We start from the raw sequence: 25,356 nt of genomic DNA, 5'->3' as shown, positions 1-25,356 counted from the left end.
GTGCTCGAAAAATGGGCACGCAGCGCGAAGCGCGAGACACATACGGCCTGATCCTCCGTTCCGTCTCGAAAGGCTCCGCCATGCCCACCGTCTCCGCGCACGTCGCGCTCACCCTCGCCCGCCACATCGACCACGTCTTCGGGGTGATGGGCAACGGCAACGCGTACTTCCTCGACGCGCTCGAGCGCTCCACCGACGTGCACTTCACGGCCGTGCGCCACGAGGCGGGCGGCGTGGTCGCCGCCGACGCGTACCACCGCGCCTCCGGACGCCTGGCCGCGGCGACCGCGACCTACGGTGCGGGGTTCACCAACACGATCACCGCTCTCGCCGAGGCCGTGCAGGCGCACGTGCCACTCGTGCTCGTCGTGGGCGACGAGCCCACGTCGGGACCGCGCCCGTGGGACGTGGACCAGATCGCGCTCGCGTCGGCGGTCGGCGCCCGCACCTACACCGTGGGGCGGGCGGATGCCGCGGCCACGACCGTCATCGCCATCGAGCACGCCCTCACCTACCGGGTGCCGACGGTGCTGGCGATCCCCTACGACGTCGCGGCGCGCGACGCCGGGCCGGTGCCGGAGGCTCCGGAGCCCCGGCTTCCCGGACCGCTGGTGCCCGCCGGGCCGTTCGCCGAGGGCGCGGTCGAGGGCATCGTGGATGCACTGGCGTCGGCGGCGCGTCCCTTCCTGCTCGCCGGCCGGGGAGCCTGGATCTCCCGCGCCGGGGAGGCGCTCGGCGACATCGCCGACGCGGTCGGCGCCGTGACGGCCTCCACCGCGCTCGGGCGGGGCGTGTTCCCGCGCGGCGAGTTCGACTTGGGCGTGACCGGCGGCTTCGGAGCCGAGGGGGCCATGGAGCTCGTGCGCACGGCCGATGTGGCCGTCGTCTTCGGGGCATCCCTCAACCAGTTCACGATGCGCTTCGGCGACCTGTTCGCGCCGGGGACCCGGGTCTTCCAGGTGGACGTGACGGGCGCGGCGACCCACCCGCACGTCGGCGGCTTCGTGCGCGGGGACGCCGCCGTCGTGGCGCGTGCCGTCGCGGAAGGCCTGCGCGCGCGAGGCGCGGCGCCGAGCGGCTGGCGCGAGTCGATCGACGTGGCGGCGCTGCGCACCTACGAGCCGGGCGACCGCGCCGCCCCCGACGGACGCCTGGACCCCCGCTCGGTGGCGGCGCGCATCGGCGAACTGCTGCCCGACGACCGCGTGGTCGTGTCGGACGGCGGGCACTTCATTGGCTGGGCGAACATGTACTGGCCGGTCGCCTCCCCCGACCGCATGAGCATGGTCGGCACGGCATTCCAGTCGATCGGGCTGGGCTGGCCGTCCGTGCCGGGCGCGGCGCTCGCGAAGCCCTCGGCGACGGTCGTGCTGACGACCGGCGACGGCGGCGGACTCATGGCGCTCGCCGATCTCGAGAGCGCCGTGCGGGTCGCACGCGGTCGAGGACTGGCCGTCGTCTGGAACGACGCCGCCTACGGCGCCGAGGTGAACCTGTACGGCCTGAAGGGGCTCGCGAAGGAGCCGATGCTCATCCCCGAGGTCGACTTCGCAGCCCTCGCCGCGGGCGTGGGCGCCGAGGGCGTCGTCGTGCGGACGCTCGAGGATCTGGACCGTCTCGCGACCTGGGCGGCCGAGCCCGAGGCATCCCGCCGCTTCCTGGTCCTGGACTGCCGCATCTCGGGCGCGGTCGTCGCGCCGTATCAGCGCGAGATCATCCGCGTGAACTCCTGACGGGCCGAGCCGGGCTACTCCCCCTTGAAGTCGGGGCGGCGCTTCTGCTGGAACGCGGCGAAGCCCTCGCGGTAGTCGGCGGTGGTGCGCAGCGCCTCCTGGGCGCGCGCCTCCTCGGCGACGGCATCCCACAGCCGCTCCCCGCGCAGCCGGGCGATCAGGCGCTTGGAGGCGACGAATGCCGCCGTCGGTCCGGATGCCGCGACCGTGGCACGCTGCTGGGTGAAGTCGAACACGTCCTCGACGGGCATCGCCCGGCTGAACAGGCCCGCTGCGACGGCTTCCGCGCCGGTCATGAGCTCGCCGGTGTAGATGAGGTCGAGCGCCCGGTGGGCGCCGAGCCGCTCGTAGAGCAGGGCGTGGCCGCCGGAGTCCAGCATCGCGCCGAGGCTCGCGAACGGCGAGCCGATCTTGGCGTCGTCGGCGACGTAGACGACGTCGGTCGCGATCGCGAGGCCGAGCCCCACCCCGAGGCATGCGCCGTGGACGGCCGCGAAGGTCGGCGCGGGGAACGCGGCGATCCTCCGCATGAGCGTCTCCACGCCCGCGAGGTACTGGGGCACGTCGTCGGTCAGGGGGTCGACGCCGGCGATGTCGCGGCCCGCGCAGAACGCGCGGCCCTCGGCCCGCAGCACGAGCGCCCGGACGCCGGCCTCTTCGGCACTGCGATAGGCGGCATCCATCTCCCCCAGCGCCCGCAGCGAGAGGGCGTTGAGCTTCTCCGGCGCGTTGAGGACGACGTCGGCCACGTCGCCGGTGATGGACAGTTCGATCATGCGTTCCTCCTCAGACGTCGTAGTCGACGACCACGGTGTCGGTCGTCGGGTGGGATTGGCAGGTGAGCACGTAGCCGCGCTCGAGCTCGTCGGGCTCGAGCGCGTAGTTCTCGGTCATCGTGACGGAGCCCTCCAGCAGCCGGGCACGACAGGTGCCGCACACGCCGCCCGCGCAGGCGAAGGGCACGTCGGGGCGCACGCGCAGCGCGGCGTTGAGGATCGACTCGCGCGCCGAGACCGGGCTGTCGACGGCCTGCGACTGCCCGTCCAGCGTGAATTCGATGCGTCGCACCGGCTCGTCCGCGGCCACGGCGACGGGTCGACCCGCGGCCGGCTCGGCCCGCTCGCCCTCGCCGGTGGTGAACAGCTCGTAGCGCACGTGCGCCGGGTCGACGCCGATGTCGGCGAGCGTGTCGCGGCACAGCTGCACCAGCTCGAACGGCCCGCAGAGGAACCACTCGTCGACGGTGTCGGGCAGCACGAGGTCGCCGAGGATGCGCCGCAGGCGCGGCTCGTCGATGCGCCCCGACAGCAGCGGCGCCGTGCGCTGCTCGCGCGAGAGCACGTGGTGCAGCGCGAGGCGCGTCGGGTAGCGGTCCTTGAGGTCGGAGAGCTCGTCGAGGAACATCACATCGAGGCTCGAGCGGTTCGTGTAGACCAGGGTGAACCGCGAGGTGGCGGAGCGCGCGAGCACCGTCGCGGCGAGCGCCATCAGCGGCGTGATGCCGGACCCCGCCGCGATACCGGCGACGTGCGCGTCGTCCAGGTCGGCCAGCTTCGAGGTGAACGTGCCCTGCGGGCTCATGACGTCGATCCGGTCGCCCACCCGCAGCTCGGTCTGCGCCCACGTCGAGAACAGGCCGCCCGAATCGCGCTTGATCGCGACACTGATCGTGCGGGGGCCGTCGCCCCCGCCGCCCGAGTCCGCCGCCCGGCACAGCGAGTACGACCGGCGCAGCTCGTGCCCGTCGATCACCTTCCGCAGCGCGACGTGCTGACCGGCGAGGTAGTCGAAGTCGCCGCGCGCCTCCTCGGGGATGGCGAAGGTCACCTCGACGGCGGCATCCGTCAGCGGCCGCACCGCGGCGACGCGGAGCGTGTGGAACCGCGCGCGGTGCTTCGCGCCGCGGGGACCACCCACCGCGGTCGTCAGCAGCGTCTCGGCGATGCGCCGGCGCTCGGCGTCGGCGAGGTCGTCGGGCCGCATCAGTGCGCCTTGAAGTGGTCGAAGGGCTCGAGGCATGCGCGGCACTCGTAGAGCGCTTTGCACGCGGTCGACCCGAACCGGGCTACTTCGCGGGTGTCGAGCGACCCGCACCGCGGGCACCGCACCGACAGCCGCACCGGGATCGGGCCGCGCACCGCCGCCCGGCCGGTGGGCGGGGCGATGCCGTAGTCGACGAGCTTGCGCTTGCCGGCATCCGTCATCCAGTCCGTCGTCCACGCGGGCGCCAGCACGAGCCGCACGTCGACGTGCTCGAACCCGGCCGCGGTCAGCGCGAGCACGACGTCGTCGCGGATCGCGTCCATGGCGGGGCAGCCCGAGTAGGTGGGGGTGATGGTGACCGTGACGCGGCCGCCCTCGACCACGACGTCACGCAGGACGCCGAGATCCTCGATGGTGAGGACCGGCACCTCCGGGTCGAGGACGGAGGCCGCCACCGCCCAGGCGCGGGTGCGTTCTGGTACCCCGTCTCCGGTCGCAGCCTCGACACGTACCGTTCGCAGGAGCGTCTCGTCCCGCGCCGACGCGCGCCCGCGGGAATCCGCGGGCGTGCCCGCCGCCGAGCCGCCCGATCCTGCAATCGGCACAGAGCGGCCGGCGGAAGCTGCCAGCGAGGGAACCGCCCCGGTCACCATGTCGCCCCCGGATGCGCTCGCGCGAGCACCTGCATCTCGGCGAGCAGGTACCCCAGCGTCGAGAAGTGGGCCCCGCGGCGTCCGCCGGCCGAAGACACCGGGCCGGCCGGGACCTCGATCTCCGCTTCCGCGAAGACCGCCGCGATGACGGCGTCGAACCCCGCCTGCAGCGCCGACGGGCGCACCGCGACGTCGCCGAGCCGGTCGATGAGCGGCTCGTCGCGGAACAGCTCGCCGACGTACGGCCACACGTCGCCGACGGCGCGCACGATGCGCCGCCGCGACTCGTCGGTGCCGCCGGCCAGGCGCAGCGTCCACTGCACGGCGTGGTCGCGGTGGTACTCGACCTCCTTGACCGCCTTGCCGGCGATGGCCGCGAGGGTCTCGTCGGACGATCCCTGCAGCGCGGTGTACAGCTCGAAGAGGTACACGGATGCCACCAGCTGGCGCGCGATCGTCTGCGCGAAGTCGCCGTTGGGCTGCTGGAAGAGCCAGGCGCACCGGAACTCCGGCTCGTCGCGCCAGTAGGCCAGGTCGTCCTCGGTGCGTCCGTCGAACGAGCCGGCGTAGTGCAGCAGCGACCGCGCGTGGCCCAGGAGGTCGAGTGCGATGTTCGCCAGCGCGACGTCCTCTTCGAGCTCGGGCGCCCGCGCGATCCAGGCGCCGAGCTGCTGCGACAGGATCAGCGCGTCGTCGCCGAGCCACAGCGCGTACTCCGCGACGTCGGCCGACGGCGCGCGGCCTTCGCCGCCGGCGAGCTCGGCCGAGAGCGCGATCCGCTCGACGGTGACGTCGCCGTGAGCGTCGCCGCCGAGATCCGGTGCCTGGGCGTGTCGGAGGGTCACAGGTGCGGCACCCCCTCCGAGGCCGTGTAGTAGGTCGCGTGCCGGTAGTTCTTGCCGGCGGGGCTCTCGAAGAACGCGCCCTTGGAGGCGGGGTCGCTGGTCGTGATGGCGTCGGCGGGCACGACCCAGATCGACGTGCCCTCGCCGCGCCGGGTGTAGAGGTCCCGCGCATTGCGCAGCGCGAAGTCCGCATCGGGCGCGTGGAGCGACCCGGCGTGCACGTGCGACAGGCCGCGGCCGGCGCGGACGAACACCTCCCACAGCGGCCACGATTCGCGGTCGGAGAATCCGGGGGTCGGCATCATGCCACCGCCTTCTGCGCGTCGAGCGCCTGCTTGCGGGCGTACTCGGCGGCGGCCTCGCGCACCCACGCGCCCTCCTCGTGGGCGTTGCGTCGGTTGCGGATGCGCTCGGCGTTCATCGCGCCGCGACCGGCGATCACCTCCTGCAGCTCGCTCCAGTCGATCTCGCTGGTGTGCCAGCGTCCGGCCTCGTCGTCCCAGCGCAGTTCGGGGTCGGGGAGCGTGACCCCGAGCACCTCGGCCTGCGGCACCAGCATCCCGATGAACCGCTGCCGCAGCTCGTCGTTGGAGAACCGCTTGATGTTCCACGCCATCGACTGCGCCGAGTTGGGCGAGGCGTCGTCGGGCGGCCCGAACATCATCAGCGACGGCCAGTACCAGCGGTCGACGGCATCCTGCGCCATCGTCCGCTGCGCCTCGGTGCCCTGCATCAGCGTCAGCAGGATCTCGAAGCCCTGGCGCTGGTGGAACGACTCCTCCTTGCAGATGCGCACCATCGCCCGGCCGTAGGGGCCGTACGAGGCGCGGCACAGCGGCACCTGGTTGCAGATCGCCGCGCCGTCCACGAGCCAGCCGATCGCGCCCATGTCGGCCCACGTGGGTGTCGGGTAGTTGAAGATCGACGAGTACTTCGCGCGGCCTTCGATGAGCTGCTCGGTCATCTCGTCGCGGGTGATGCCGAGGGTCTGCGCGGCGGAGTAGAGGTACAGGCCGTGGCCCGCCTCGTCCTGCACCTTGGCCATCAGGATGGCCTTGCGCTTGAGGCTCGGCGCCCGGGTGATCCAGTTGCCCTCCGGCTGCATGCCGATGATCTCGGAGTGCGCGTGCTGCGAGATCTGGCGGATCAGCGTCTTCCGGTACGCAGCCGGCATCCAGTCGCGCGGCTCGATGCGCGAGTCGGCTTCGATGATCGCGTCGAAGGCCGCCTGCTCGGCGGTCTCGGCGGACGTCGCATCGGTCGTCATCGTCGACTCCGTTCGGTTCCTGAGCCTGTCGAAAGGATTACAGACCGTTCGTTCAGTAAAAGTGTAGTACGGCGACGGATGCCTCGCCACGACCTCACACCGACTCCTCGGGGCCGGCCCGGCGCGTGGTGAAGGAGCGCCCGCGGAACTCCGCCACGACGTCGCCCGTCTCGTCGGCGACCGTCACGTCGTAGAGCCCGCTGCGGCCGGTCACCGCCACGCGGCGCGCGTGTGCGGTGAGCGTCTGCCCCGCGCGCGTCGCCTTGAGGAACGAGATGTCGGCCCCGGCCGCCACCGTGACGGCGGGGTCGCCCGCGGAGCCCGGATCCGCACCGTTGCACGCCATCGCGAACGCGGTGTCGGCGAGCGCGAACACCATCCCGCCGTGGGTGATCGCGAAGCCGTTGGTCATGTCGTCGCGCACCCGCATCGACACCACCGCCTCCCCCGGCTCGTCGCGCTCGACGACCATGCCGAGCGCCGCCGACGCCCGGTCGCGCCGGAGCATGGGCCGCTGCCCCGCGAAGTGCTCGGCCGGGTCGGTCACACCGGTACCTGGGCGGCGGGAGAGCCGGACGGGAGGGCATCCGTCGCCTCCGCCGTCTTCGCGACGAGGGTGAGCACGTCGTAGGTCGCCACGATCTCGTCGTCCTGGTTGAGGATCACGGCATCCCACCGCACCTCGCCGTACGCGTCGGTCTCGCGCGGCGTGATCTGCTTCGCCGTGAGCACGACGCGGATCTCGTCGCCCGGCGACACCGGGGTCATGAAGCGGAGGTTCTCGAGCCCGTAGTTGGCGAGCACCGGGCCCGGCTCGGGGTCGACGAACAGGCCCGCGGCCCACGAGACGAGCAGGTAGCCGTGCGCGACCCGCCCCGGGAAGAACGGGTTGGCGGCGGCGGCCGCCTCGTCCATGTGCGCGTAGAAGAGGTCGCCGGTGAAGTTCGCGAACGTCTCGATGTCGTCGAGCGTGACCGGGCGCGTGGGCGAGGCCACCTGGTCGCCGACGGCGAGCTCGGCGAGCGACTTGCGGAACGGGTGGCGGTCGGAGCGGGATGCCGCACCCTGGTGCCACACGCCGGTCAGGGCCGTGAGCATCTGCGGCGATCCCTGCACGGCGGTGCGCTGCATGTGGTGCAGGACGGCGCGGATGCCGCCGAGCTCCTCTCCCCCGCCGGCGCGGCCGGGTCCGCCGTGGACGAGGTGCGGCACGGGTGCGCCGTGGCCGGTCGACGAGCGGGCGTCGTCGCGGTCGAGGAACAGCAGGCGCCCGTTGTAGGCCGCGGTGCGGGCGAGCAGCGTCGCGGCGACCGCGGGGGCGGAGGTGGCGACGCTGGTCACGAGCGACCCGCCGCCGCGCTCCACGAGGTCGGCGGCCTCGTCGACCGTGCGGTACGCCAGGATGCTCGCGACGGGCCCGAACGCCTCGACCTCGTGCACGGCGTCCGGCAGCGACGCCGGGTCGCCGTCGAAGCCGACCACGATCGGCGCGACGAACGCGCCGTCGGGCGCGGGTCCGGTCGAGCCGTCCGCGTGCGTGACGTCGGGGGCATCCGTCGTTCCGATCAGCAGCCGGCCGCCCGCCGCCTGCAGCTCGCCGACCGCCCGGAGCACCTCCTCGCGCTGGGCGCGCGAGACGACGGGCCCCATCGTGACGCCGTCGGCGCGCGGATCGCCGACGACCACGCGCTCGACGATCTTCGCCCGCAGCGCCGCCACGAGCGGCTCGACGGACGCGACGGGCACGATCGCGCGGCGGATGGCTGTGCACTTCTGCCCGGCCTTCGTGGTGAGCTCGACCGTGAGCTGCGTGACGTACGCGTCGAACTCCGGCGTGCCCGGCACCGCGTCGGGGCCGAGCACCGAGGCGTTGATGGAGTCGGTCTCGCTGGTGAACCGCACGCCCGGGGCCGCCTGGGCCCGCAGCCGCTCGGCGGTCGAGGCGCTTCCGGTGAAGCCGACGAGGTCTCCGAGTCCGAGATGGTCGAAAAGACCGGGCACGCCGCCGCTCACCAGCTGCAGCGATCCTGCCGGGAGCCTCCCCGTCTCGACGAGGATGCGCACCCAGGCCTCGGCCACGTACGCCGTGGGGGTCGCGGGCTTCACGATCGTCGGGACGCCCGCGAGGAACGCCGGCGCGAACTTCTCCAGCGCCCCCCACATCGGGAAGTTGAAGGCGTTGATCTGCACGGTGACGCCGGGAAGGCGCGTGTAGACGTGGCGGCCGAGGAACGATCCGTCCTTGGAGAGCGGCTCGGCCGGGCCGTCGAGGTACACCTGCGCGTTCGGCAGCTCGCGACGCCCCTTCGACGAGTACGTGAAGAGCACGCCGATGCCGCCGTCGACGTCGCTGAGGGAGTCGCGCACCGTCGCGCCGGCGCGCTTGGAGAGCTCGTACAGCTCGTCCTTGCGCGCGGTGAGCGCGATGGCGAACTCCTTGAGCAGCAGCGCCCGCTGGTGGAACGTCAGCGCACCGAGGCTCGCCTGCCCCGTCGTGCGCGCGCAGGCGATCGCGCCCGCGAGGTCGATGCCGGCGGTGCTCACGCGGGTCACGACCTCGCCCGTCGACGCGTCGAGCACCTCGGCCGCCTCGGCGCCGGGCTCGGGAGCCCACCACCGATCCTGGAGGTAGCTGGGGAGGATGCCGACCTCGGTCCGATCGTCGATCACTGGTCACTCCATTCGTAGAAGCCGCGGCCGGTCTTGCGGCCGAGATGTCCGTCGGCGACGAGCCGTCGCAGCAGGTCGGGGGGCGCGAAGCGGTCGCCGAGCTTCGCGTGCAGCTCCTCGGCGATGCCGAGCCGCACGTCGAGGCCGACGAGGTCGGTCGTGCGCAGCGGGCCGAGCGGATGCCGGTACCCGAGCTCCATCGCCGCGTCGATGTCGGCCGCCGATGCGACGCCCTCCTCGAGCATGCGGATCGCCTCGAGCCCCAGCGCCACCCCCAGCCGGCTCGACGCGAAGCCCGGGCTGTCGCGTACGACCACGGCCGCCTTGCCGAGCGCCTCGACCCAGCCGCGCGCGTCGTCGACCAGGCCCGGGCCGGTCGCCGAGCCCGTGACGACCTCGACCAGCTGCGAGGCCGGCACGGGGTTGAAGAAGTGCAGGCCCAGGAACCGCTCCGGACGCTCCAGCCCGGACGCCAGGTCGTCGATCGAGATCGATGACGTGTTGGTCGCCAGCGCCGCCTCAGGCCCGAGGGTCCCCTCGGCCCGCCGGAGCGCCTCGAGCTTGAGCCCACGCTCCTCGGGGACGGCCTCGACGACGAGGCCGCAGCCGCCGAGGGCGGCGGCATCCGCCGTCGTCTCCACCGCGGCCGCGAGCGCCTCGAACCGGCGCTCGGTCGCATCGCGCTCGACGCTGCGCCGCAGGCTCTCGAGGAGGCGAGCGGATGCCGCGGCCGCGGCATCCGCGTCCCGCTCGACGACGGTCACCGCGGCGCCGGCCAGCGCGAAGGCGTGTGCGATGCCGGCCCCCATGCGGCCTCCGCCGATGACGCCGACGCGCGCGGGGACGCCCGCGCTCATCGCGTGCGCCTCTCGAGGAAGGCGGCCATGCGCCGGTCCTTCTCGGGGCTCTCGAAGAGCTGGGCCTGCAGCTCCAGCTCCACCTCCGGGTGCGCCGCGGGCGGCGCGAGCAGCGCGGTCTTGGTGTGCCTCGTGGCCAGCGCATCGTTGCGGGCGATGCGGTCGGCGAGCGTGTTCGCGGCGGCGAGGAGCTCGTCCGGCTCGTACAGCGACGACACGAGGCCCCACGCGACGGCGGTCTCGGCATCCAGGATCCGTCCGGTCAGCAGCATCTCGGCGGCGCGGGCCTCGCCGACCAGCTGCGGCAGCCGCCACGTCGCCCCCGCGGCGGCGATGATGCCGAGGCCGGTCTCGGGGTTGCCGATCTGCAGACGCGGCGTGCCGATGCGGATGTCGGCGGCGTAGGCGAGCTCGGCGCCGCCGCCGAGGGCGTATCCGTCGACGGCGGCGATGACGGGCATGGGCAGGTTGCGGATCCGCTGGAACGCCCGGGTGTTGATGCCCTTGCGCGCGTCGGCGGCCCGCCGCTCGCGCAGCTGGGCGATGTCGGCGCCGGAGGCGAACACGCCGTCCGCGCCGATGAGGATCAGCGTGCGGGGCTCGCTCTCGAGCTCACGGCACAGCTCGTGCAGCCGCTCGATCATGTCCTGGTCGATGGCGTTGCGCACCTCGGGCCGCGACAGCGTGGCGATGACGCGGTCTGTGCGGCGCTGGAGCTGCAGCGGCTCGGGCATCGGCATCCTCTCGATCCGCTCCGTCGCGGTCGCCTCCATATTACGTGACCGATCGTTCAGTAATACCCCTTCCCGTGCCAGACTGGGGCACATGCCGCTGCCGTCCGAGCCCGCGCAGGCCGCCGTGCGGCGCGGGCGCCCTGGGTACGACCGCGACCAGGTGCTCGCCGTCGCCGTGACGCTGTTCAACGAGCAGGGGTACGACGCCACCTCGGTCGCCGGCCTCGCCGAGCGGCTGGGCCTGACGAAATCGGCGCTCTACCACCACTTCGACTCCAAGGAGCAGCTGCTCGCGCTGGCCCTCGACGAGGCGCTCGACGGCCTGGAGGGCGTGCTCGACGATCCCTCCGCCGCGATCGGCGACCCGGCCGAGCGCCTGGCGACCGTGCTGCGCGGCGCCGTGCGGGTGCTGGTCGACAAGCTGCCGTACGTCACGCTGCTGCTGCGCGTGCGCGGCAACAGCGCCGTCGAGCGCTCCGCGCTGGAGCGCCGTCGCGCTTTCGACCACCGCGTGGCCGCGCTGGTGAGCGAGGCGCAGCGGGCCGGTCAGGTCCGCGCCGACGTCGACGGCGCCGTCGCGACCCGCCTCGTGTTCGGCATGGTCAACTCGATCGTCGAGTGGTACCGACCCGGCGGTCCCACGGGCCGCGACCAGTTGGCGCACGACGTCGTGGCGGTCGCCCTCGACGGCATGCGCACGCGCTGACGGACGACGGATGCCGCGACCCGCCGCCCGTGAGGGGGCGGGGTCGCGGCATCCGCCGTCGAGGCGTCAGGCCCGGGACAGGCCGTAGATCGGGCTCTTCGCCTGCTCGGCCTCGTGGTCGGGGCCGAGCGGGATGCCCGAGCGGTCGCGGAGGAGGAGCGTGGCGATGAGGCCGATGAGCGTCATGCCGGCGAGATACCAGGTCACGGCGTCGGTGGAGCCGGTCGTCTGCACCAGAGCCTGCGCGATGGTCGGGGCGAACGCACCACCCACGATCGCGCCGATCGCGTACGAGATCGAGACGCCCGAGAACCGGATCGAGGCGGGGAACAGCTCGCTGTACAGCGCCGCCTGCGGACCGTAGGTGAAGCCCAGGCCGATCGTGAGGAACGCGAGCCCCGAGAACAGCAGGCCGACGTCGGCGGTGTTCACCAGCGGGAAGAGGAGGAAGACACCCGCCAGCTGCAGGATCCAGCCGATGATGTACGTCGTGCGGCGGCCGATCTTGTCGCTGAGCCAGCCGGCGACGAAGGTCGCGATCAGCCACGTCACGGCCGATCCCGTCACCGCCCACAGCACCGGCGCGGTGGCCAGGCCGACCGGACCCTCGGGGTCGGTGGCGTAGCGCTGGATGTAGCCGCCGGTGGTCATGTAGCCGACCGCGTTGTTGCCGGCGAAGACGAGCGCGGCGATGATCACCAGGAGCGTGTGCTTCTTGAACAGCTGCACGATCGGCATGCGCGCCTCCTCCTTGCGCTCGGCGAGCTCGGCGAAGACCGGGCTCTCCTCGACGCGACGGCGGACGTAGTAGCCGACGAGGATCAGCACGACGCTCAGCAGGAACGGGATGCGCCATCCCCACTCCTTGAACCACTCGTCGCCGGGGATCGCGACCAGGGCCATGACGCCCGAGGCCAGCAGCAGGCCGATGGGCACGCCGACCTGCGGCGAGGCCCCGAAGATGCCGCGGCGCGCCTTGGGCGCGTGCTCGACGGCCATCAGCACCGCGCCGCCCCACTCGCCGCCGGCCGAGACGCCCTGCAGCACGCGCAGCAGGATGAGCAGGATCGGTGCGGCGATGCCGATCGCGGCATACGTCGGCAGCAGACCGACGAGGGTCGTGGCGGCGCCCATGAGGATCAGCGTCCACATCAGCACGACCTTGCGGCCGTACTTGTCGCCGAAGTGCCCGGCCAGGAACGCGCCGAGCGGGCGGAACAGGAAGCTGATGCCGACCGTGATGAACGAGAGGATCTGGGCGAACCCCTCACCGGCGGGGGCGAAGAACAGCTCGGCGAAGACGAGGCCGGCCGCGAACGCGTAGATGAAGAAGTCGTACCACTCGACGGTCGTGCCGACGACCGTGGCGAAGACGACCCGGCGCCGATCGGCCGAAGTGGCGATGGTGCCGGTGGGGGTGAACCCCTGCGGGGCTTTCGATGAGCTCATTCTGACTCCTGTGTCGGGGCTGACGTCGTCGTCACCGGCGAACGATTCGGGACGCTTGCCGGATGCGGGATGATCATATACGATTTCGGATACGACGCAACAGCCCACCGAGTGAGGAAGCTCATGGCAGACACCCCCGACGCCGCAGACCCGCGATTCGCGGCGCTGCCCTCGCGCCCCGGCAAGATCGTCGCGATCCACCTCAGCTACGCGTCTCGCGCCGACCAGCGCGGGCGTCGGCCGCAGCATCCGTCGTACTTCTTCAAGCCCTCGAGCTCGGTCGCCGCCTCCGGCGGCACGATCGAGCGGCCGGCGGGCACCGAGCTGCTGGCGTTCGAGGGCGAGATCGCCCTCGTGATCGGCGAGCCCGCACGACGGGTCTCCCTCGAAGACGCGTGGAACCACGTCGGCTGGGTCACGGCGGCCGACGACTTCGGGCTCTACGACCTGCGCGCCAACGACAAGGGCTCGAATGTGCGGTCGAAGGGCGGCGACGGCTACACGCCGATCGGCCCCTCCCTCATCGACGCGCGCACCATCGAGCCTCGCGACCTGCGGGTGCGCACGTGGCTCAACGGCACGCCGGTGCAGGACGACACCGCCGCCGGCATGATCTTCGCGCTCCCCCAGCTCGTCGCCGACCTCTCTCAGCACTTCACCCTCGAGCGCGGCGACGTCATCCTCACCGGCACGCCGGCCGGCTCCTCGGTCGCCGTCCCCGGCGACGTCGTCGAGGTCGAGGTCGACGTCCCCGGCGGCCCCACCTCGGGACGCCTGGTCACGACGGTCGTGCAGGGCACCGTCGGCTTCGACGGCGCGCTCGGGTCGCTCCCCGCCGCCGACGACCTGCAGCGCTCCGAGGCGTGGGGCTCCCGCGAGGCGGCCGGGCTTCCGCCCGAGGAGCCCGAAGCCTCCGCCGCACCCGTGCTCAGCGACGCGCTGCGGGCGAAGCTCGACGCCGTGCCGGTCGCCGGCCTCTCGGCGCAGCTGCGCAAGCGCGGCCTGGACAACGTGCACATCGACGGCGTCGTGCCGCTGCACCCGGGGGCCAAGCTCGTCGGCACCGCCCGGACGCTGCGCTTCGTACCCAACCGCGAGGACCTGTTCGCCTCGCACGGCGGCGGCTACAACGCGCAGAAGCGCGCGTTCGACGCCGTCGGCGAGGGCGAGGTCGTCGTCATCGAGGCGCGCGGCGAAGCCGGCTCCGGCACGCTCGGCGACATCCTCGCCATCCGCGCCCACGCCCGTGGCGCCGCCGGCATCGTCACCGACGGCGGGGTGCGCGATGCCGCAGCCGTCGCGGCCGTCGGCATCCCGGTGTACACCTCCGGCGCCCACCCGGCCGTGCTCGGCCGCAGGCACGTCCCGTGGGACCACGACCTCACCATCGCGTGCGGCGGCGCCACGGTGCAGCCCGGCGATGTGATCGTCGGCGACGCCGACGGCGTCATCGTCATCCCGCCCGGGATCGTCGAGGAGGTCGCGGACGCGGCCCTCGCGCAGGAGGTGGAGGACGCCTGGATCGCCGAACGCGTCGCGGAGGGGCATCCCGTCGACGGCCTCTTCCCGATGAACGCGCAGTGGCGCGAGCGGTACGACGCGCAGAAGGGACGGGAGCGATGACCGAGGTCGAGACCGGCGTCGACACGCCGAGCCGGAGCAAGTCGCAGATCGCCTACCACTGGATCAAGGAGCGCATCGCGCGGCAGGAGTTCACCCCCGGCTACCGCCTCGTGCTCGGCTCGATCGCGGGCGACCTCGACATGAGCGTCGTGCCGGTGCGCGAGGCGATCCGCCAGCTGGAGGCGGAGGGCCTGGTTACATTCGAGCGCAACGTGGGCGCCCGGGTGTCGATGGTCGACGACTCGCAGTACCGGCACAGCATGCAGGCGCTGTCGATCCTCGAGGGCACCGCCACCGCCCTCGCCGCGCGCCGGCTCACCGCCGACGACCTCCGCGCCGCACGCCGCATCAACGAGCTGATGATCGAGACGCTCAACCACTTCGACCCGCGGGCCTTCACGTCGCTGAACCACGAGTTCCACTCGGCGCTGTACTCCAAGTGCGCCAACCCCCGCATGCTCGAGCTCGTCAACGCGGAGTGGGCGCGCCTCGGCCACCTGCGCGACTCGACGTTCAGCTTCGTGCCCGGGCGCGCGCAGGAGTCGGTGCACGAGCACGAGAACATCGTCCGGCTCATCGAGGTCGGCGCCCCGCTCGGCGAGATCGAGAAGGCCGCCCGCCGCCACCGCGCCGCCACCCTCGACGCGTACATGATCCACGAGCACCCCGACGAGGCGCTCGGCCTCCCCGCGTTCTGACACCTCGACGGCTGCCCGACCCGCACCCGTCACGAATCTCCGACGAAGGAGCGAAATGACCGACACCCAGACCGTTCTCGCGACGCGGCACGTGCCCGAGGGCCTGCCGGACCGCATCCAGCACTACATCGACGGCGCGTTCGTCGACTCGCTGGACGGCGACACGTTCGACGTGCTCGACCCCGTCACCAACGAAACCTATGTCCAGGCGGCCGCCGGCAAGAAGGCGGACATCGACCGGGCGGTCGCCGCCGCGCGGCGCGCCTTCACCGAAGGACCCTGGCCGCGGATGCTGCCGCGCGAGCGCTCGCGCGTGCTGCACCGCATCGCCGACATCGTGGAGTCCCGCGACGCCCGCCTGGCCGAACTCGAGTCGTTCGACTCGGGCCTGCCGATCACGCAGGCGCTCGGTCAGGCCCGCCGCGCGGCCGAGAACTTCCGGTTCTTCGCCGACCTGATCGTCGCGCAGGCCGACGACGCCTACAAGGTGCCGGGCCGCCAGATGAACTACGTCAACCGCAAGCCGATCGGCGTCGCCGGGCTCATCACCCCGTGGAACACGCCGTTCATGCTCGAGTCGTGGAAGCTCGGCCCCGCCCTGGCCACCGGCAACACCGTGGTGCTCAAGCCCGCCGAGTTCACCCCGCTGTCGGCATCGCTGTGGGCCGGCATCTTCGAGGAGGCGGGGCTCCCGCAGGGTGTGTTCAACCTCGTCAACGGGCTCGGCGAGGACGCGGGCGACGCGCTGGTGAAGCATCCGGATGTGCCGCTCATCTCCTTCACCGGCGAGAGCCGCACGGGGCAGATCATCTTCGGCAACGCCGCACCGTTCCTCAAGGGCCTGTCGATGGAGCTCGGAGGCAAGAGCCCGGCCGTCGTCTTCGCCGACGCCGACCTGGAGGCCGCGATCGACGCGACGATCTTCGGGGTCTTCTCACTGAACGGCGAGCGCTGCACCGCCGGCTCGCGCATCCTCGTCGAGCGATCGGTGTACGACGAGTTCGTCGAGCGCTACGCGGCCCAGGCCGAGCGCGTCGTGGTCGGCTACCCGCACGATCCCGCCACCGAGGTCGGCGCGCTCGTGCACCCCGAGCACTACGACAAGGTGATGGGCTACATCGAGATCGGCAAGGGCGAGGCGCGCCTCGTCGCCGGCGGCGGCCGCCCCGACGGGTTCGACGGGGGCAACTTCGTGCGCCCGACCGTCTTCGCCGACGTCGCCCCCGACGCGCGGATCTTCCAGGAGGAGATCTTCGGCCCGGTCGTCGCGATCACGCCCTTCGACACCGACGAAGAGGCGCTCGAGCTCGCCAACGGCGTGCGCTACGGCCTCGCCGCGTACGTGTGGACGAACGATCTGAAGCGTGCGCACAACTTCTCGCAGGCGATCGAGGCCGGCATGGTGTGGCTGAACTCGAACAACGTGCGGGACCTGCGCACCCCGTTCGGCGGCGTCAAGGCGTCGGGCCTCGGTCACGAGGGCGGCTACCGCTCGATCGACTTCTACACCGACCAGCAGGCCGTGCACATCACGCTCGGCCCCGCCCACAACCCCACCTTCGGCAAGGGAGCCTGATATGACCCACGACAAGACCCTGACCTCCTCCGGCTTCTTCGTGAGCCAGGAGGCGCCGATCCTCTCGGACGACCCGATCCCCACCCCCTCCGTTCCGGCGCCCGACATCCTGCGCTGCGCGTACATGGAGCTCGTGGTCACCGACCTCGCCGCCTCCCGCACGTTCTACGTCGACGTGCTGGGTCTGTACGTCACCGAGGAGGACGACGAGGCGATCTACCTCCGCTCGACGGAGGAGTTCATCCACCACAACCTCGTGCTGCGCCAGGGGCCGGTGGCCGCTGTCGCCGCATTCTCGTACCGCGTGCGCACCCCCGAGGACCTCGACCGCGCCGTCGCCTTCTACGAGGAGCTCGGCTGCCGTGTCGAGCGCCGCCCGGACGGCTTCGTCAAGGGCATCGGCGACGCGGTGCGGGTGACCGACCCGCTCGGCTTCCCGTACGAGTTCTTCTACGCCACCGAGCACGTGGAGCGCCTGTCGTGGCGCTACGACCTGCACACCCCCGGCGAGCTGGTGCGCCTGGACCACTTCAACCAGGTGACCCCCGACGTGCCCCGCGCGGTGAACTTCATGCAGTCGCTGGGCTTCCGCGTCACCGAGGACATCCAGGACGAGGAGGGCACCGTCTACGCCGCATGGATGCGCCGCAAGCCCACCGTGCACGACACCGCCATGACCGGCGGCGACGGCCCGCGCATGCACCACGTGGCGTTCGCCACGCACGAGAAGCACAACATCCTCGCGATCTGCGACAAGCTCGGCGCTCTCCGCCGCTCCGATGCGATCGAGCGCGGGCCGGGGCGGCACGGCGTGTCCAACGCGTTCTACCTCTACCTGCGCGACCCCGACGGGCACCGCGTCGAGATCTACACGCAGGACTACTACACCGGCGACCCCGACAACCCCGTCGTCACGTGGGACGTGCACGACAACCAGCGCCGCGACTGGTGGGGAAACCCCGTCGTGCCCTCCTGGTACACCGAGGCCTCGCTCGTGCTCGACCTCGACGGCAACCCGCAGCCGGTCGTCGCCCGCACCGACTCGTCCGAGATGGCCGTCACGATCGGCGCGGACGGCTTCTCGTACACGCGCCCGGACGAGCGGGCCGAGGAGCTGCCGAGCTGGAAGCAGGGCGAGTACAAGCTCGGCCACCAGCTCTAGACCCGCCGATGTCACGCTCGTCGCGGGTGCGGGGTGGATCGACCCGCCGGCTGTGTGACACGGCTCTCAGCCGTGTCACACAATGGGCTGGTCGCAGCATCCGACACCCACCGCACGCGTGACACGACCCGTTGAATTCGAAGCGAAGGAGAATCGGATGCTGACACACGAGCAGATCGCGCAGATCGCGGCGGAGCTCGCCGAGGCCGACCGCACGCACGGGGTCATCCCCCGGATCACCGCGCGGTATCCCGACGCGACGGTCGAGGACTCGTACGCGATCCAGGGGGTGTGGCGCGACCAGAACATCGCCGCCGGGCGCCGGCTCGTCGGCCGCAAGATCGGGCTCACCTCCAAGGCGATGCAGCAGGCGACGGGCATCACCGAGCCGGACTACGGCGTGATGTTCGACGACACCGTCTACGAGTCGGGCGCCGAGATCCCGGTCGACCTCTTCTCGAACGTGCGCATCGAGGTCGAGCTCGCCTTCGTGCTCGCGAAGCCCCTCGAGGGTCCGGACTGCACGCTCGAGGACGCCCTCGCCGCGATCGAGGACGCCGTGCCGGCCCTCGAGATCCTCAACTCGCACATCGAGCTGGAGGGCCGCACGATCGTCGACACGATCGCCGACAACGCCGCGTACGGTGCGATGGTGCTCGGCGATGTGCGCAAGCGGCCCGACGAGATCGACCTGCGGTGGGTCCCGGGCGTGCTCAGCCGCAACGGCGAGATCGAGGAGACCGGGGTCGCCGCCGGCGTGCTGGGCCACCCCGCCACCGGTGTCGCGTGGCTCGCGAACAAGTTCCACCAGCACGGCGCACGACTGGAGGCGGGCGAGATCATCCTCGCCGGGTCCTTCACGCGCCCCATGTGGGTCTCGCGGGGAGATAGCGTCAGGTGCGACTACGGACCGATGGGAGTCATCGAATGCCGCTTCGTCTGAGCCCGACCTTGAGCGCCGCCCTCGCGGGCGCCGATCGCCCGCTGGCCGGGATGTGGGTGTGCACGGGATCGCCGCTGGTGGCCGAGATCTGCGCGGGCTCGGGCCTGGACTGGGTGCTGATCGACATGGAGCACTCGCCCAACGGCCTCGAGTCCGTGCTCGCGCAGCTGCAGGCGGTGGCCGCCTACCCGGTGACGCCCGTCGTCCGCGTGCCCATCGGCGACGTCGTGACGATCAAGCAGGTACTCGATCTCGGAGCCCAGAACCTGCTCGTGCCGATGGTGTCGTCCAGGACGGATGCCGAGGCCGCCGTCGCCGCCGTGCGCTATCCCCCGCGGGGGAACCGCGGGGTGGGCTCGGCGCTCGCCCGGTCGGCGCGGTGGAACCGCGTCGACGGATACCTGCGGGACGCCGACGACCACGTGTCGCTGTTCGTCCAGATCGAGACGGCCGCGGGCGTCGAGGCGGCCGCCGAGATCGCCGCGGTCGACGGGGTCGACGGGGTGTTCGTCGGGCCGTCCGACCTCGCCGCCTCGATGGGAGTCCTCGGTCAGCAGACGCATCCGGACGTCGTCTCCGCCGTCCACCGCGCCTTCGACGCCGTGCGCGCCGCCGGCAAGCCGGTGGGCGTCAACGCGTTCGATCCGGCCGCCGCCGACGCGTACCTCGGCGCCGGAGCATCCTTCATCCTCGTCGGCGCCGACGTCGCGCTGCTCGCGCGCGGGTCCGAGGCCCTCGCGGCGCGCTGGGTCGTGGCATCCGGCGACGGCGACCGCGCGTCGTACTGAGGCGCACGAGCGCTGCTGCTCCCGGCGACAGGCGCCGGGCGAACCCTGTCAAGGGCCCCCACCCGCAGCGCGGGCGTGACACGCTGGGCCCATGAAGCGCGACGTCTCCAGCCGCATCGCCCTGAACATCACCGAGCCCGCCGAACTGGTGTTCGCCATCGCGGCCTCCCGCCACTACTCCCCCGCGTCCGAGCGCATCTCGGCGACCGTCGACGGCCGGTCCCTCGAGATCGAGGAGCTCCTCGACGTCCACGGGACGCGTCTGCACCGCGTGCTCGCCCCGGTCGGCGCGTTCGCGATGGAGTACGCCGCCGCGCTCGACGAGGGCGACCCGGCCGGCGGCGACGACGTCGAGCGGCTCGTGTACCTCCGTCAGAGCCGCTACGCCGAGTCCGATGCGATGGCCCCCACAGCGGCCGCGGAGTTCGCCGGCATCGAGGGCGCCACCCAGCTCCTCGCCGCCGTGTCGTCGTGGGTCGGCACGCGCCTGGCGTACGTCCCCGGCTCGTCGCTCCCGACGGACGGCGCCACCCGCACCCTCCTCGCACGTCAGGGCGTGTGCCGCGACTACGCCCACCTGTGCATCGCGCTGCTGCGCGGGCTCGGCATCCCGGCCCGCATGGTGGCCGTCTACGCGCCTGGACTGCACCCGATGGACTTCCACGCGGTCGCCGAGGCGTGGATCGACGACGCGTGGCGGGCCGTCGACGCCACCACGCTCGCCCCGCGCTCGAGTCTCGTCCGCATCGCGACGGGGAGGGATGCCGCCGACACGGCGTTCCTCACGGTGGTGTCGGGCCGCGCCGACCTCGTCGACGTCACCGTGGGCGCGACGGCCGACGTGCTGCCGGACGACGACCTCGACAGGCTCGTCTCGATCGCCTGAGCGTCCCCACCGGCCGGACGGCGGGCGGTGGCATCGGTCACCAGCGCCCGAGCGGACATGGCACAGTGAGAGGCATGAAGAAGTGGGTCGTGCGGTTCGCGTCGCTGCTCGTGTTCAACATCGTCGTGCTGCTGGTCGTGGGCTGGCTCACTCCCGCGCGCGTCGGCTGGGCGGCATTGTGGGCGGGCATCGTCCTGACCGCGCTCGTGATCTGGATCAAGCCCCTCGTCGAGAAGTGGTTCCGCTCGATGGCGGCCCGGTCGTCCCACCAGCGCACCCGGGCAGGCGAGAAGCTCGTCGAGTTCCTCCTCGCCTTCGCCGTCGCCTTCCTCGTCTGGATCGCCACCGTGGTCTTCACCGGCGTGTCGATCGGCGGCGGGATCTTCGGCGCATTCTGGGGGTGGGTGATGCCCCCGGTTTTCCTCCTCATCGCCTGGGCGATCTACGCCGCGATCGATGACCGGGTCGAGACGCACGCCGGCACCCTCTACGACCGGGCGACCGGTACGCGCAGTGTGCCGGGGCCGGATGCCTCCGCCCCGCCGGTGCGGAGCCCCGAGGCCGCCGCGGGCCGGCGCGAGCTGAACGACGGCCTCACCGACGAGCAGCGCCGCATGCTCGACGAACTCGGCAAGGGCTGATCGGGCCCGATCTGTCGATCGGCGTCGACCCCGATCGTCATAGAGGTGTCACACCCCTCCAGAAAGGACGACGCCATGCGCTACGCACTCCTCCTCCACTACCCCGAGATGACCGCCGACGACATGGGCCCCGATGCGTGGGCCGAGGGCATGCGCGAGTTCGACGAGTACGCCAAGGCGCTCGATGACGCCGGCGTGCTCGTGTCGGCCGAGGTGCTCCAGCCGTCCGCGGTGACCACGACCGTCACGGCGCCGGACGGTGCGCTGCGCGTGCAGGACGGCCCGTTCGCCGACACGAGGGAGCAGCTCGGCGGCACCTTCGTGATCGAGGTCGACGACCTCGACGCCGCCGTCGCGTGGGCCGGCAAGGCGCCCTCGGTCGGCTGGGGCGCCATCGAGGTGCGCCCGAGCGCCACGCACTTCCGCGACGGCGCCTGGACCCCGTTCGCGAGCTGATGCCGCCGGCCGCCGTGCCCCCTCCCGACCGGCCCGTCGTTCCGGGCGGATCGACCGGGGGCGTGGCACCCGGCGCCGCTGCTGCGGCCGCCGAGCACGCCGCGAGGACGTCGTACGGCCGGCTGCTCGCCGTCGTCGCCGCCTCGACGCTCCCCTCGCCTCCTCCCCGCGCCGCCGGCGCGTCGCGCGGAGCCTCCGGGCACGTCGGCCCGGACATCGCGCTGGTCGAGGACGCCCTCGCCGACGCGTTCGAGAAGGCGCTGCGGACGTGGCCGGATGCCGGCATCCCCGCCAATCCCGAAGGGTGGCTCGTCACCGTGGCCCGAAACCGCATCCGCGACGCACTGGGCTCCGCCGCGCGCCGCACGGGCGTGCCACTCGATGAGGCACTCCTGGCGACGCTCGCCGACGACGGCGACGCGGCGACGGCCGTCGCGCGACGCGAGGTCATCCCCGACCGGCGGCTCGAGCTGCTGTTCGCCTGCGCGCACCCCGCGATCGATCCCGCCGCCCGCACGCCGCTCATGCTGCAGACGGTGCTGGGGTTCGACGCCGCGCAGATCGCCGGCGCGTTCGGCGTGGCACCGGCGACGATGGCGCAGCGGCTCGTGCGCGCGAAGCGCCGCATCCGCGACGCCGGGATCCCGTTCCGGGTGCCGTTGCGGGCCGACATGCCGGCCCGGCTGCCCGCCGTGCTCGAGGCCGTGTACGGCGCGTACGCGATCGCGTGGCTCGACCAGGGCGACGAGCCGCGGGAGTCGCTCGCCGACGAGGCGCGCTGGCTCGCGGTGCTGACGGCCGCCCTCCTCGACGACGAGCCCGAGGCGTGGGGCCTGGCCGCGCTGCTGACGTATGCCCAGTCGCGTGCCGCGGCACGCGCGGCCGCGCCGTGGCCGCCACTGGACGAACAGGACCCGGCGCTGTGGGACCGCTCGCTCATCGCCGAGGGCGCCGCGCTGCTGCGCCGCGCCTCCGCGCTCGGTCGTCCGCTCGGTCGCTTCCAGCTCGAGGCGGCGATCCAGGCCGTGCACTGCGACCGCGCCCGCACCGGCGAGCTGGACGTCGAGGCTCTCGTGAAGCTCTACCGCGGACTGGTGGCGATCGCCCCGACCGACGGGGCCCGGGCGGCCCTCGCCGCCGCCGAGGCGCGGCTGCGCTGAGCCCGCCGACGCCGCGCTCGCGCGGTTCCGGCGACGCGGCGCTTCCGGCGACGCGGGTCCGGAATTCGGAGATTCGCCGCGTATTCGGATGCCGGCGGCACGAGGCATCCGGAATCCGTCACATTCTCCGGATTCCGGATCCGACCATTCGACGCCCGACGGGGTGACGCCGACACCGCGGACGCGCCATCCGTGCCCGGCGGGCCCAGCCCGCGCAGGGGGCCCAGCCGGCGCGGGCTAGCCCGCCCGGCGTCAGCCGGCGGCGCGCTCGGCGGCCTCGACCACGTTCGTCATGAGCAGCGCGACGGTCATCGGCCCCACGCCGCCGGGGTTCGGCGACAGGTAGCCCGCGACCTCGGCGACATCGGGGGCGACGTCGCCGTACACGCGGGACTTGCCGGTCTCTGGGTCCTCCTCGCGCGTCACGCCGACGTCGAGCACGGCCGCGCCGGGCTTGACGTCCTCCGCGCGCACGATGTGCTTCACGCCGGCGGCGGCGACGATGACGTCGGCCTGGCGCAGGTGGTGGCCGAGGTCGGTGGTGCCGGTGTGCGTGAGGGTCACCGTGGCGTTGATCTCGCGTCGGGTGAGCAGCAGGCCGATCGAGCGGCCGATGGTGACTCCGCGGCCGACCACCACGACGTCCTTGCCCTTCAGGTCGTAGCCGTTGCGCAGGAGCAGCTCGATGACACCGCGGGGCGTGCACGGCAGCGGCGTCGTGATCGGCGCGTTGACGTTGAGGACGAGGCGTCCGAGGTTCGTCGGATGCAGGCCGTCGGCGTCCTTGGCCGGATCGATGCGCTCCAGGATCGCGTCGGTGTCGAGGTGCTTCGGCAGCGGCAGCTGCACGATGTAGCCGTGGCACTCCGGATCGGCGTTGAGCTCGTCGATCAGCGCCTCGACCTGCTCCTGCGTGGCGTCGGCCGGAAGCTCCCGCTGGATGGAGTTCATCCCGATCGCCTCGGACTCGCGGTGCTTCATCCCCACGTACAGCTGCGACGCGGGGTCGGCGCCGACGAGCACGGTCGCGATGCCCGGCGTGATGCCCTTCTCCTTCAGCGCGGCGATGCGCCCGCGCAGCTCGTCCTTGATCTCGGCCGCGGCCGCCTTGCCGTCGAGCTTCTGTGCCGTCATGTCGTGCCTCCGTCGACGGATGCCGCACCCGCGGCATCCGAAATCCCTATCTCGATAGTGATACCAGACGAGCGCCCCCGCTGCGGCGCCCGCTTCCGCTCAATGGCGGAAGTCGGGGTACAGCGGGAACGCGGCGGTCAGGGCCGACACCCGCAGGCGCAGCTCCTCGAGGTCGGCGCCCGGCTGGAGGGCGAGGGCGATGACGTCGGCGACCTCGGTGAACTCGGCGTCGCCGAACCCGCGCGTGGCGAGCGCCGGCGTGCCGATGCGCAGACCGGACGTGACCATCGGGGGGCGGGGGTCGTTGGGGACCGCATTGCGGTTGACGGTGATGCGGATCTCGTGGAGGCGGTCCTCGGCCTGCTTGCCGTCGAGCTCGGCGTTGCGCAGGTCGACCAGCACGAGGTGGACGTCGGTGCCGCCGGAGCGCACCGTGATGCCGGCATCCTTCACGTCCTGCTGCGACAGGCGCTCGGCGATGATGCGGGCGCCGCGCAGGACGCGCTCCTGCCGCTCCTTGAACTCGGGGGTGGCCGCGAGCTTGAACGCGGTGGCCTTGGCCGCGATCACGTGCATGAGCGGGCCGCCCTGCTGGCCAGGGAAGACCGCGGTGTTGATCTTCTTGGCGATCTCGGCGTCGTTGGTGAGGATGAAACCCGAGCGCGGGCCGCCGATGGTCTTGTGCACCGTCGAGGACACCACGTGCGCGTGCGGCACGGGGTTCGGGTGCACACCCGCCGCGACGAGTCCCGCGAAGTGCGCCATGTCGACCCACAGCGTGGCGCCGACCTCGTCGGCGATCGCGCGGAAGCGCGCGAAGTCCAGCTGACGGGGGTAGGCCGACCAGCCGGCGATGATCACCTTCGGCCGGTGCTCGCGCGCCAGCCGCGCGACCTCGTCCATGTCGATGGTCGAGGTCTCGGGGTCGACGCCGTACGCGACGATGTTGTACAGCCGGCCCGAGAAGTTGATCTTCATGCCGTGCGTGAGGTGGCCGCCCTGGTCGAGCGACAGACCGAGCAGCGTGTCGCCGGGGCGCGCGATCGCGTGGAGCACCGCGGCGTTCGCGGTGGCGCCCGAATGGGGCTGCACGTTGGCGAACTCGGCGCCGAAGAGCTTCTTCGCGCGGTGGATCGCAAGCTCCTCCGCGACGTCGACCTCCTCGCAGCCGCCGTAGTAGCGGCGGCCGGGATAGCCCTCGGCGTACTTGTTCGTCAGCACCGAGCCCTGCGACTGCAGGACCGACACGGGGACGAAGTTCTCGGACGCGATCATCTCGAGGAATCCGCGCTGCCGGTCCAGCTCGCGGTCGAGCACCTGGGCGATCTCGGGATCGACCTCGGCGAGCGGGGCGTTGAAGAACTGATCGGTCATGCGATCTCCTGACTCACG

25 protein-coding genes are annotated in these 25,356 nt (G+C 72.4%); 12 read left to right on the top strand and 13 right to left on the bottom strand.

Translation table 11 applies throughout. The annotated features are described in order from the left end of the window. Window positions 1-80: 80 nt before the first annotated feature. On the top strand, window positions 81-1,733 hold the full coding sequence (locus ACWGUG_RS15335; protein ID WP_378882332.1) for a thiamine pyrophosphate-binding protein: 1,653 nt from the start codon (window positions 81-83) through the stop codon (window positions 1,731-1,733). Between the two features lie 14 nt (window positions 1,734-1,747). Here the strand turns inward: ACWGUG_RS15335 and ACWGUG_RS15330 are convergent, their stop codons facing one another. The 10 genes from ACWGUG_RS15330 to ACWGUG_RS15285 form a co-directional block, all read right to left on the bottom strand. Continuing rightward, window positions 1,748-2,509 carry an enoyl-CoA hydratase/isomerase family protein gene (locus ACWGUG_RS15330; protein ID WP_336398364.1) on the bottom strand — a complete coding sequence of 254 codons (762 nt, stop codon included), beginning with the start codon at window positions 2,507-2,509 and terminating at the stop codon, window positions 1,748-1,750. 10 nt (window positions 2,510-2,519) lie between these two features. Continuing rightward, entirely contained in the window at window positions 2,520-3,716 is a 1,197-nt protein-coding gene (paaE, locus tag ACWGUG_RS15325) for a 1,2-phenylacetyl-CoA epoxidase subunit PaaE (RefSeq protein WP_452325190.1), read from the bottom strand. Beyond that, window positions 3,716-4,237 (bottom strand): 1,2-phenylacetyl-CoA epoxidase subunit PaaD, encoded by a 522-nt coding sequence (gene paaD / locus ACWGUG_RS15320; protein ID WP_378882803.1) that lies wholly within the window; start codon window positions 4,235-4,237, stop codon window positions 3,716-3,718. Before paaD ends, paaE begins: the two co-directional genes overlap by 1 nt. A gap of 125 nt (window positions 4,238-4,362) precedes the next feature. Further along, entirely contained in the window at window positions 4,363-5,214 is an 852-nt protein-coding gene (gene paaC / locus ACWGUG_RS15315; protein ID WP_336398362.1) for a 1,2-phenylacetyl-CoA epoxidase subunit PaaC, read from the bottom strand. Continuing rightward, window positions 5,211-5,516 (bottom strand): 1,2-phenylacetyl-CoA epoxidase subunit PaaB, encoded by a 306-nt coding sequence (paaB, locus tag ACWGUG_RS15310; RefSeq protein ID WP_378882800.1) that lies wholly within the window; start codon window positions 5,514-5,516, stop codon window positions 5,211-5,213. Before paaB ends, paaC begins: the two co-directional genes overlap by 4 nt. Beyond that, complete coding sequence (paaA, locus tag ACWGUG_RS15305) at window positions 5,516-6,481, bottom strand: 1,2-phenylacetyl-CoA epoxidase subunit PaaA (RefSeq protein ID WP_336398361.1); 966 nt, start codon at window positions 6,479-6,481, stop codon at window positions 5,516-5,518. The genes paaB and paaA overlap by 1 nt, the downstream gene beginning before the upstream one ends. 94 nt (window positions 6,482-6,575) lie before the next feature. Further along, the gene (gene paaI / locus ACWGUG_RS15300; protein ID WP_336398609.1) at window positions 6,576-6,989 is read right to left on the bottom strand and encodes a hydroxyphenylacetyl-CoA thioesterase PaaI; all 414 of its coding nucleotides are present in this window, start codon (window positions 6,987-6,989) and stop codon (window positions 6,576-6,578) included. 35 nt (window positions 6,990-7,024) lie between these two features. Further along, a complete protein-coding gene (paaZ, locus tag ACWGUG_RS15295) occupies window positions 7,025-9,151 on the bottom strand; it encodes a phenylacetic acid degradation bifunctional protein PaaZ (protein WP_452325189.1) in 2,127 nt (708 codons plus the stop codon). Then, entirely contained in the window at window positions 9,148-10,008 is an 861-nt protein-coding gene (locus tag ACWGUG_RS15290; protein WP_452325188.1) for a 3-hydroxyacyl-CoA dehydrogenase family protein, read from the bottom strand. Before ACWGUG_RS15290 ends, paaZ begins: the two co-directional genes overlap by 4 nt. Next, entirely contained in the window at window positions 10,005-10,742 is a 738-nt protein-coding gene (locus ACWGUG_RS15285; protein ID WP_452325187.1) for an enoyl-CoA hydratase/isomerase family protein, read from the bottom strand. The genes ACWGUG_RS15290 and ACWGUG_RS15285 overlap by 4 nt, the downstream gene beginning before the upstream one ends. 91 nt (window positions 10,743-10,833) lie before the next feature. Here ACWGUG_RS15285 and ACWGUG_RS15280 point away from each other — a divergent pair, with 91 nt between their 5' ends. Next, window positions 10,834-11,448, top strand: coding sequence for a TetR/AcrR family transcriptional regulator (locus ACWGUG_RS15280; RefSeq protein WP_452325186.1), 615 nt, complete (start codon window positions 10,834-10,836; stop codon window positions 11,446-11,448). Window positions 11,449-11,514: 66 nt separating this feature from the next. Here the strand turns inward: ACWGUG_RS15280 and ACWGUG_RS15275 are convergent, their stop codons facing one another. Then, window positions 11,515-12,897: an MFS transporter gene (locus tag ACWGUG_RS15275; RefSeq protein WP_452325185.1), complete on the bottom strand. Its 1,383-nt coding sequence runs from the start codon at window positions 12,895-12,897 to the stop codon at window positions 11,515-11,517. A 123-nt stretch (window positions 12,898-13,020) separates the two neighbouring features. Here ACWGUG_RS15275 and ACWGUG_RS15270 point away from each other — a divergent pair, with 123 nt between their 5' ends. The 10 genes from ACWGUG_RS15270 to ACWGUG_RS15225 all read left to right on the top strand — a co-directional run bounded on the left by ACWGUG_RS15270 (window position 13,021) and on the right by ACWGUG_RS15225 (window position 22,830). Further along, window positions 13,021-14,520 carry a fumarylacetoacetate hydrolase family protein gene (locus ACWGUG_RS15270; RefSeq protein ID WP_336398355.1) on the top strand — a complete coding sequence of 500 codons (1,500 nt, stop codon included), beginning with the start codon at window positions 13,021-13,023 and terminating at the stop codon, window positions 14,518-14,520. Further along, window positions 14,517-15,218, top strand: a complete 702-nt coding sequence (locus ACWGUG_RS15265; protein WP_336398354.1) for a GntR family transcriptional regulator — start codon at window positions 14,517-14,519, stop codon at window positions 15,216-15,218. Before ACWGUG_RS15270 ends, ACWGUG_RS15265 begins: the two co-directional genes overlap by 4 nt. Before the next feature lie 55 nt (window positions 15,219-15,273). Continuing rightward, window positions 15,274-16,794 (top strand): 5-carboxymethyl-2-hydroxymuconate semialdehyde dehydrogenase, encoded by a 1,521-nt coding sequence (gene hpaE / locus ACWGUG_RS15260; protein WP_336398353.1) that lies wholly within the window; start codon window positions 15,274-15,276, stop codon window positions 16,792-16,794. 1 nt (window position 16,795) lies between these two features. Next, window positions 16,796-17,956, top strand: coding sequence for a 3,4-dihydroxyphenylacetate 2,3-dioxygenase (hpaD, locus tag ACWGUG_RS15255; protein ID WP_452325184.1), 1,161 nt, complete (start codon window positions 16,796-16,798; stop codon window positions 17,954-17,956). Between the two features lie 157 nt (window positions 17,957-18,113). Continuing rightward, on the top strand, window positions 18,114-18,899 hold the full coding sequence (locus ACWGUG_RS15250; RefSeq protein WP_452325183.1) for a 2-keto-4-pentenoate hydratase: 786 nt from the start codon (window positions 18,114-18,116) through the stop codon (window positions 18,897-18,899). Continuing rightward, window positions 18,884-19,687, top strand: a complete 804-nt coding sequence (locus tag ACWGUG_RS15245) for an HpcH/HpaI aldolase family protein (RefSeq protein WP_452325182.1) — start codon at window positions 18,884-18,886, stop codon at window positions 19,685-19,687. Before ACWGUG_RS15250 ends, ACWGUG_RS15245 begins: the two co-directional genes overlap by 16 nt. 91 nt (window positions 19,688-19,778) lie before the next feature. After that, a complete protein-coding gene (locus ACWGUG_RS15240; protein ID WP_452325181.1) occupies window positions 19,779-20,573 on the top strand; it encodes a transglutaminase-like domain-containing protein in 795 nt (264 codons plus the stop codon). Between the two features lie 74 nt (window positions 20,574-20,647). Next, the gene (locus ACWGUG_RS15235; protein WP_378882298.1) at window positions 20,648-21,214 is read left to right on the top strand and encodes a hypothetical protein; all 567 of its coding nucleotides are present in this window, start codon (window positions 20,648-20,650) and stop codon (window positions 21,212-21,214) included. Window positions 21,215-21,289: 75 nt separating this feature from the next. Next, window positions 21,290-21,670, top strand: coding sequence for a YciI family protein (locus tag ACWGUG_RS15230; protein ID WP_452325180.1), 381 nt, complete (start codon window positions 21,290-21,292; stop codon window positions 21,668-21,670). Between the two features lie 62 nt (window positions 21,671-21,732). After that, window positions 21,733-22,830, top strand: a complete 1,098-nt coding sequence (locus ACWGUG_RS15225; protein ID WP_378882293.1) for an RNA polymerase sigma factor — start codon at window positions 21,733-21,735, stop codon at window positions 22,828-22,830. Between the two features lie 252 nt (window positions 22,831-23,082). Here the strand turns inward: ACWGUG_RS15225 and ACWGUG_RS15220 are convergent, their stop codons facing one another. Further along, on the bottom strand, window positions 23,083-23,964 hold the full coding sequence (locus tag ACWGUG_RS15220; RefSeq protein ID WP_378882291.1) for a bifunctional methylenetetrahydrofolate dehydrogenase/methenyltetrahydrofolate cyclohydrolase: 882 nt from the start codon (window positions 23,962-23,964) through the stop codon (window positions 23,083-23,085). Window positions 23,965-24,063: 99 nt separating this feature from the next. Further along, window positions 24,064-25,338, bottom strand: a complete 1,275-nt coding sequence (glyA, locus tag ACWGUG_RS15215; RefSeq protein ID WP_378882288.1) for a serine hydroxymethyltransferase — start codon at window positions 25,336-25,338, stop codon at window positions 24,064-24,066. Window positions 25,339-25,356: the final 18 nt, after the last annotated feature.

This window comes from Microbacterium sp. NPDC055455 (assembly GCF_053619935.1).
Note: the sequence above shows the minus strand (reverse complement) of the source record. Positions and strands in the feature narration are given on the sequence as shown.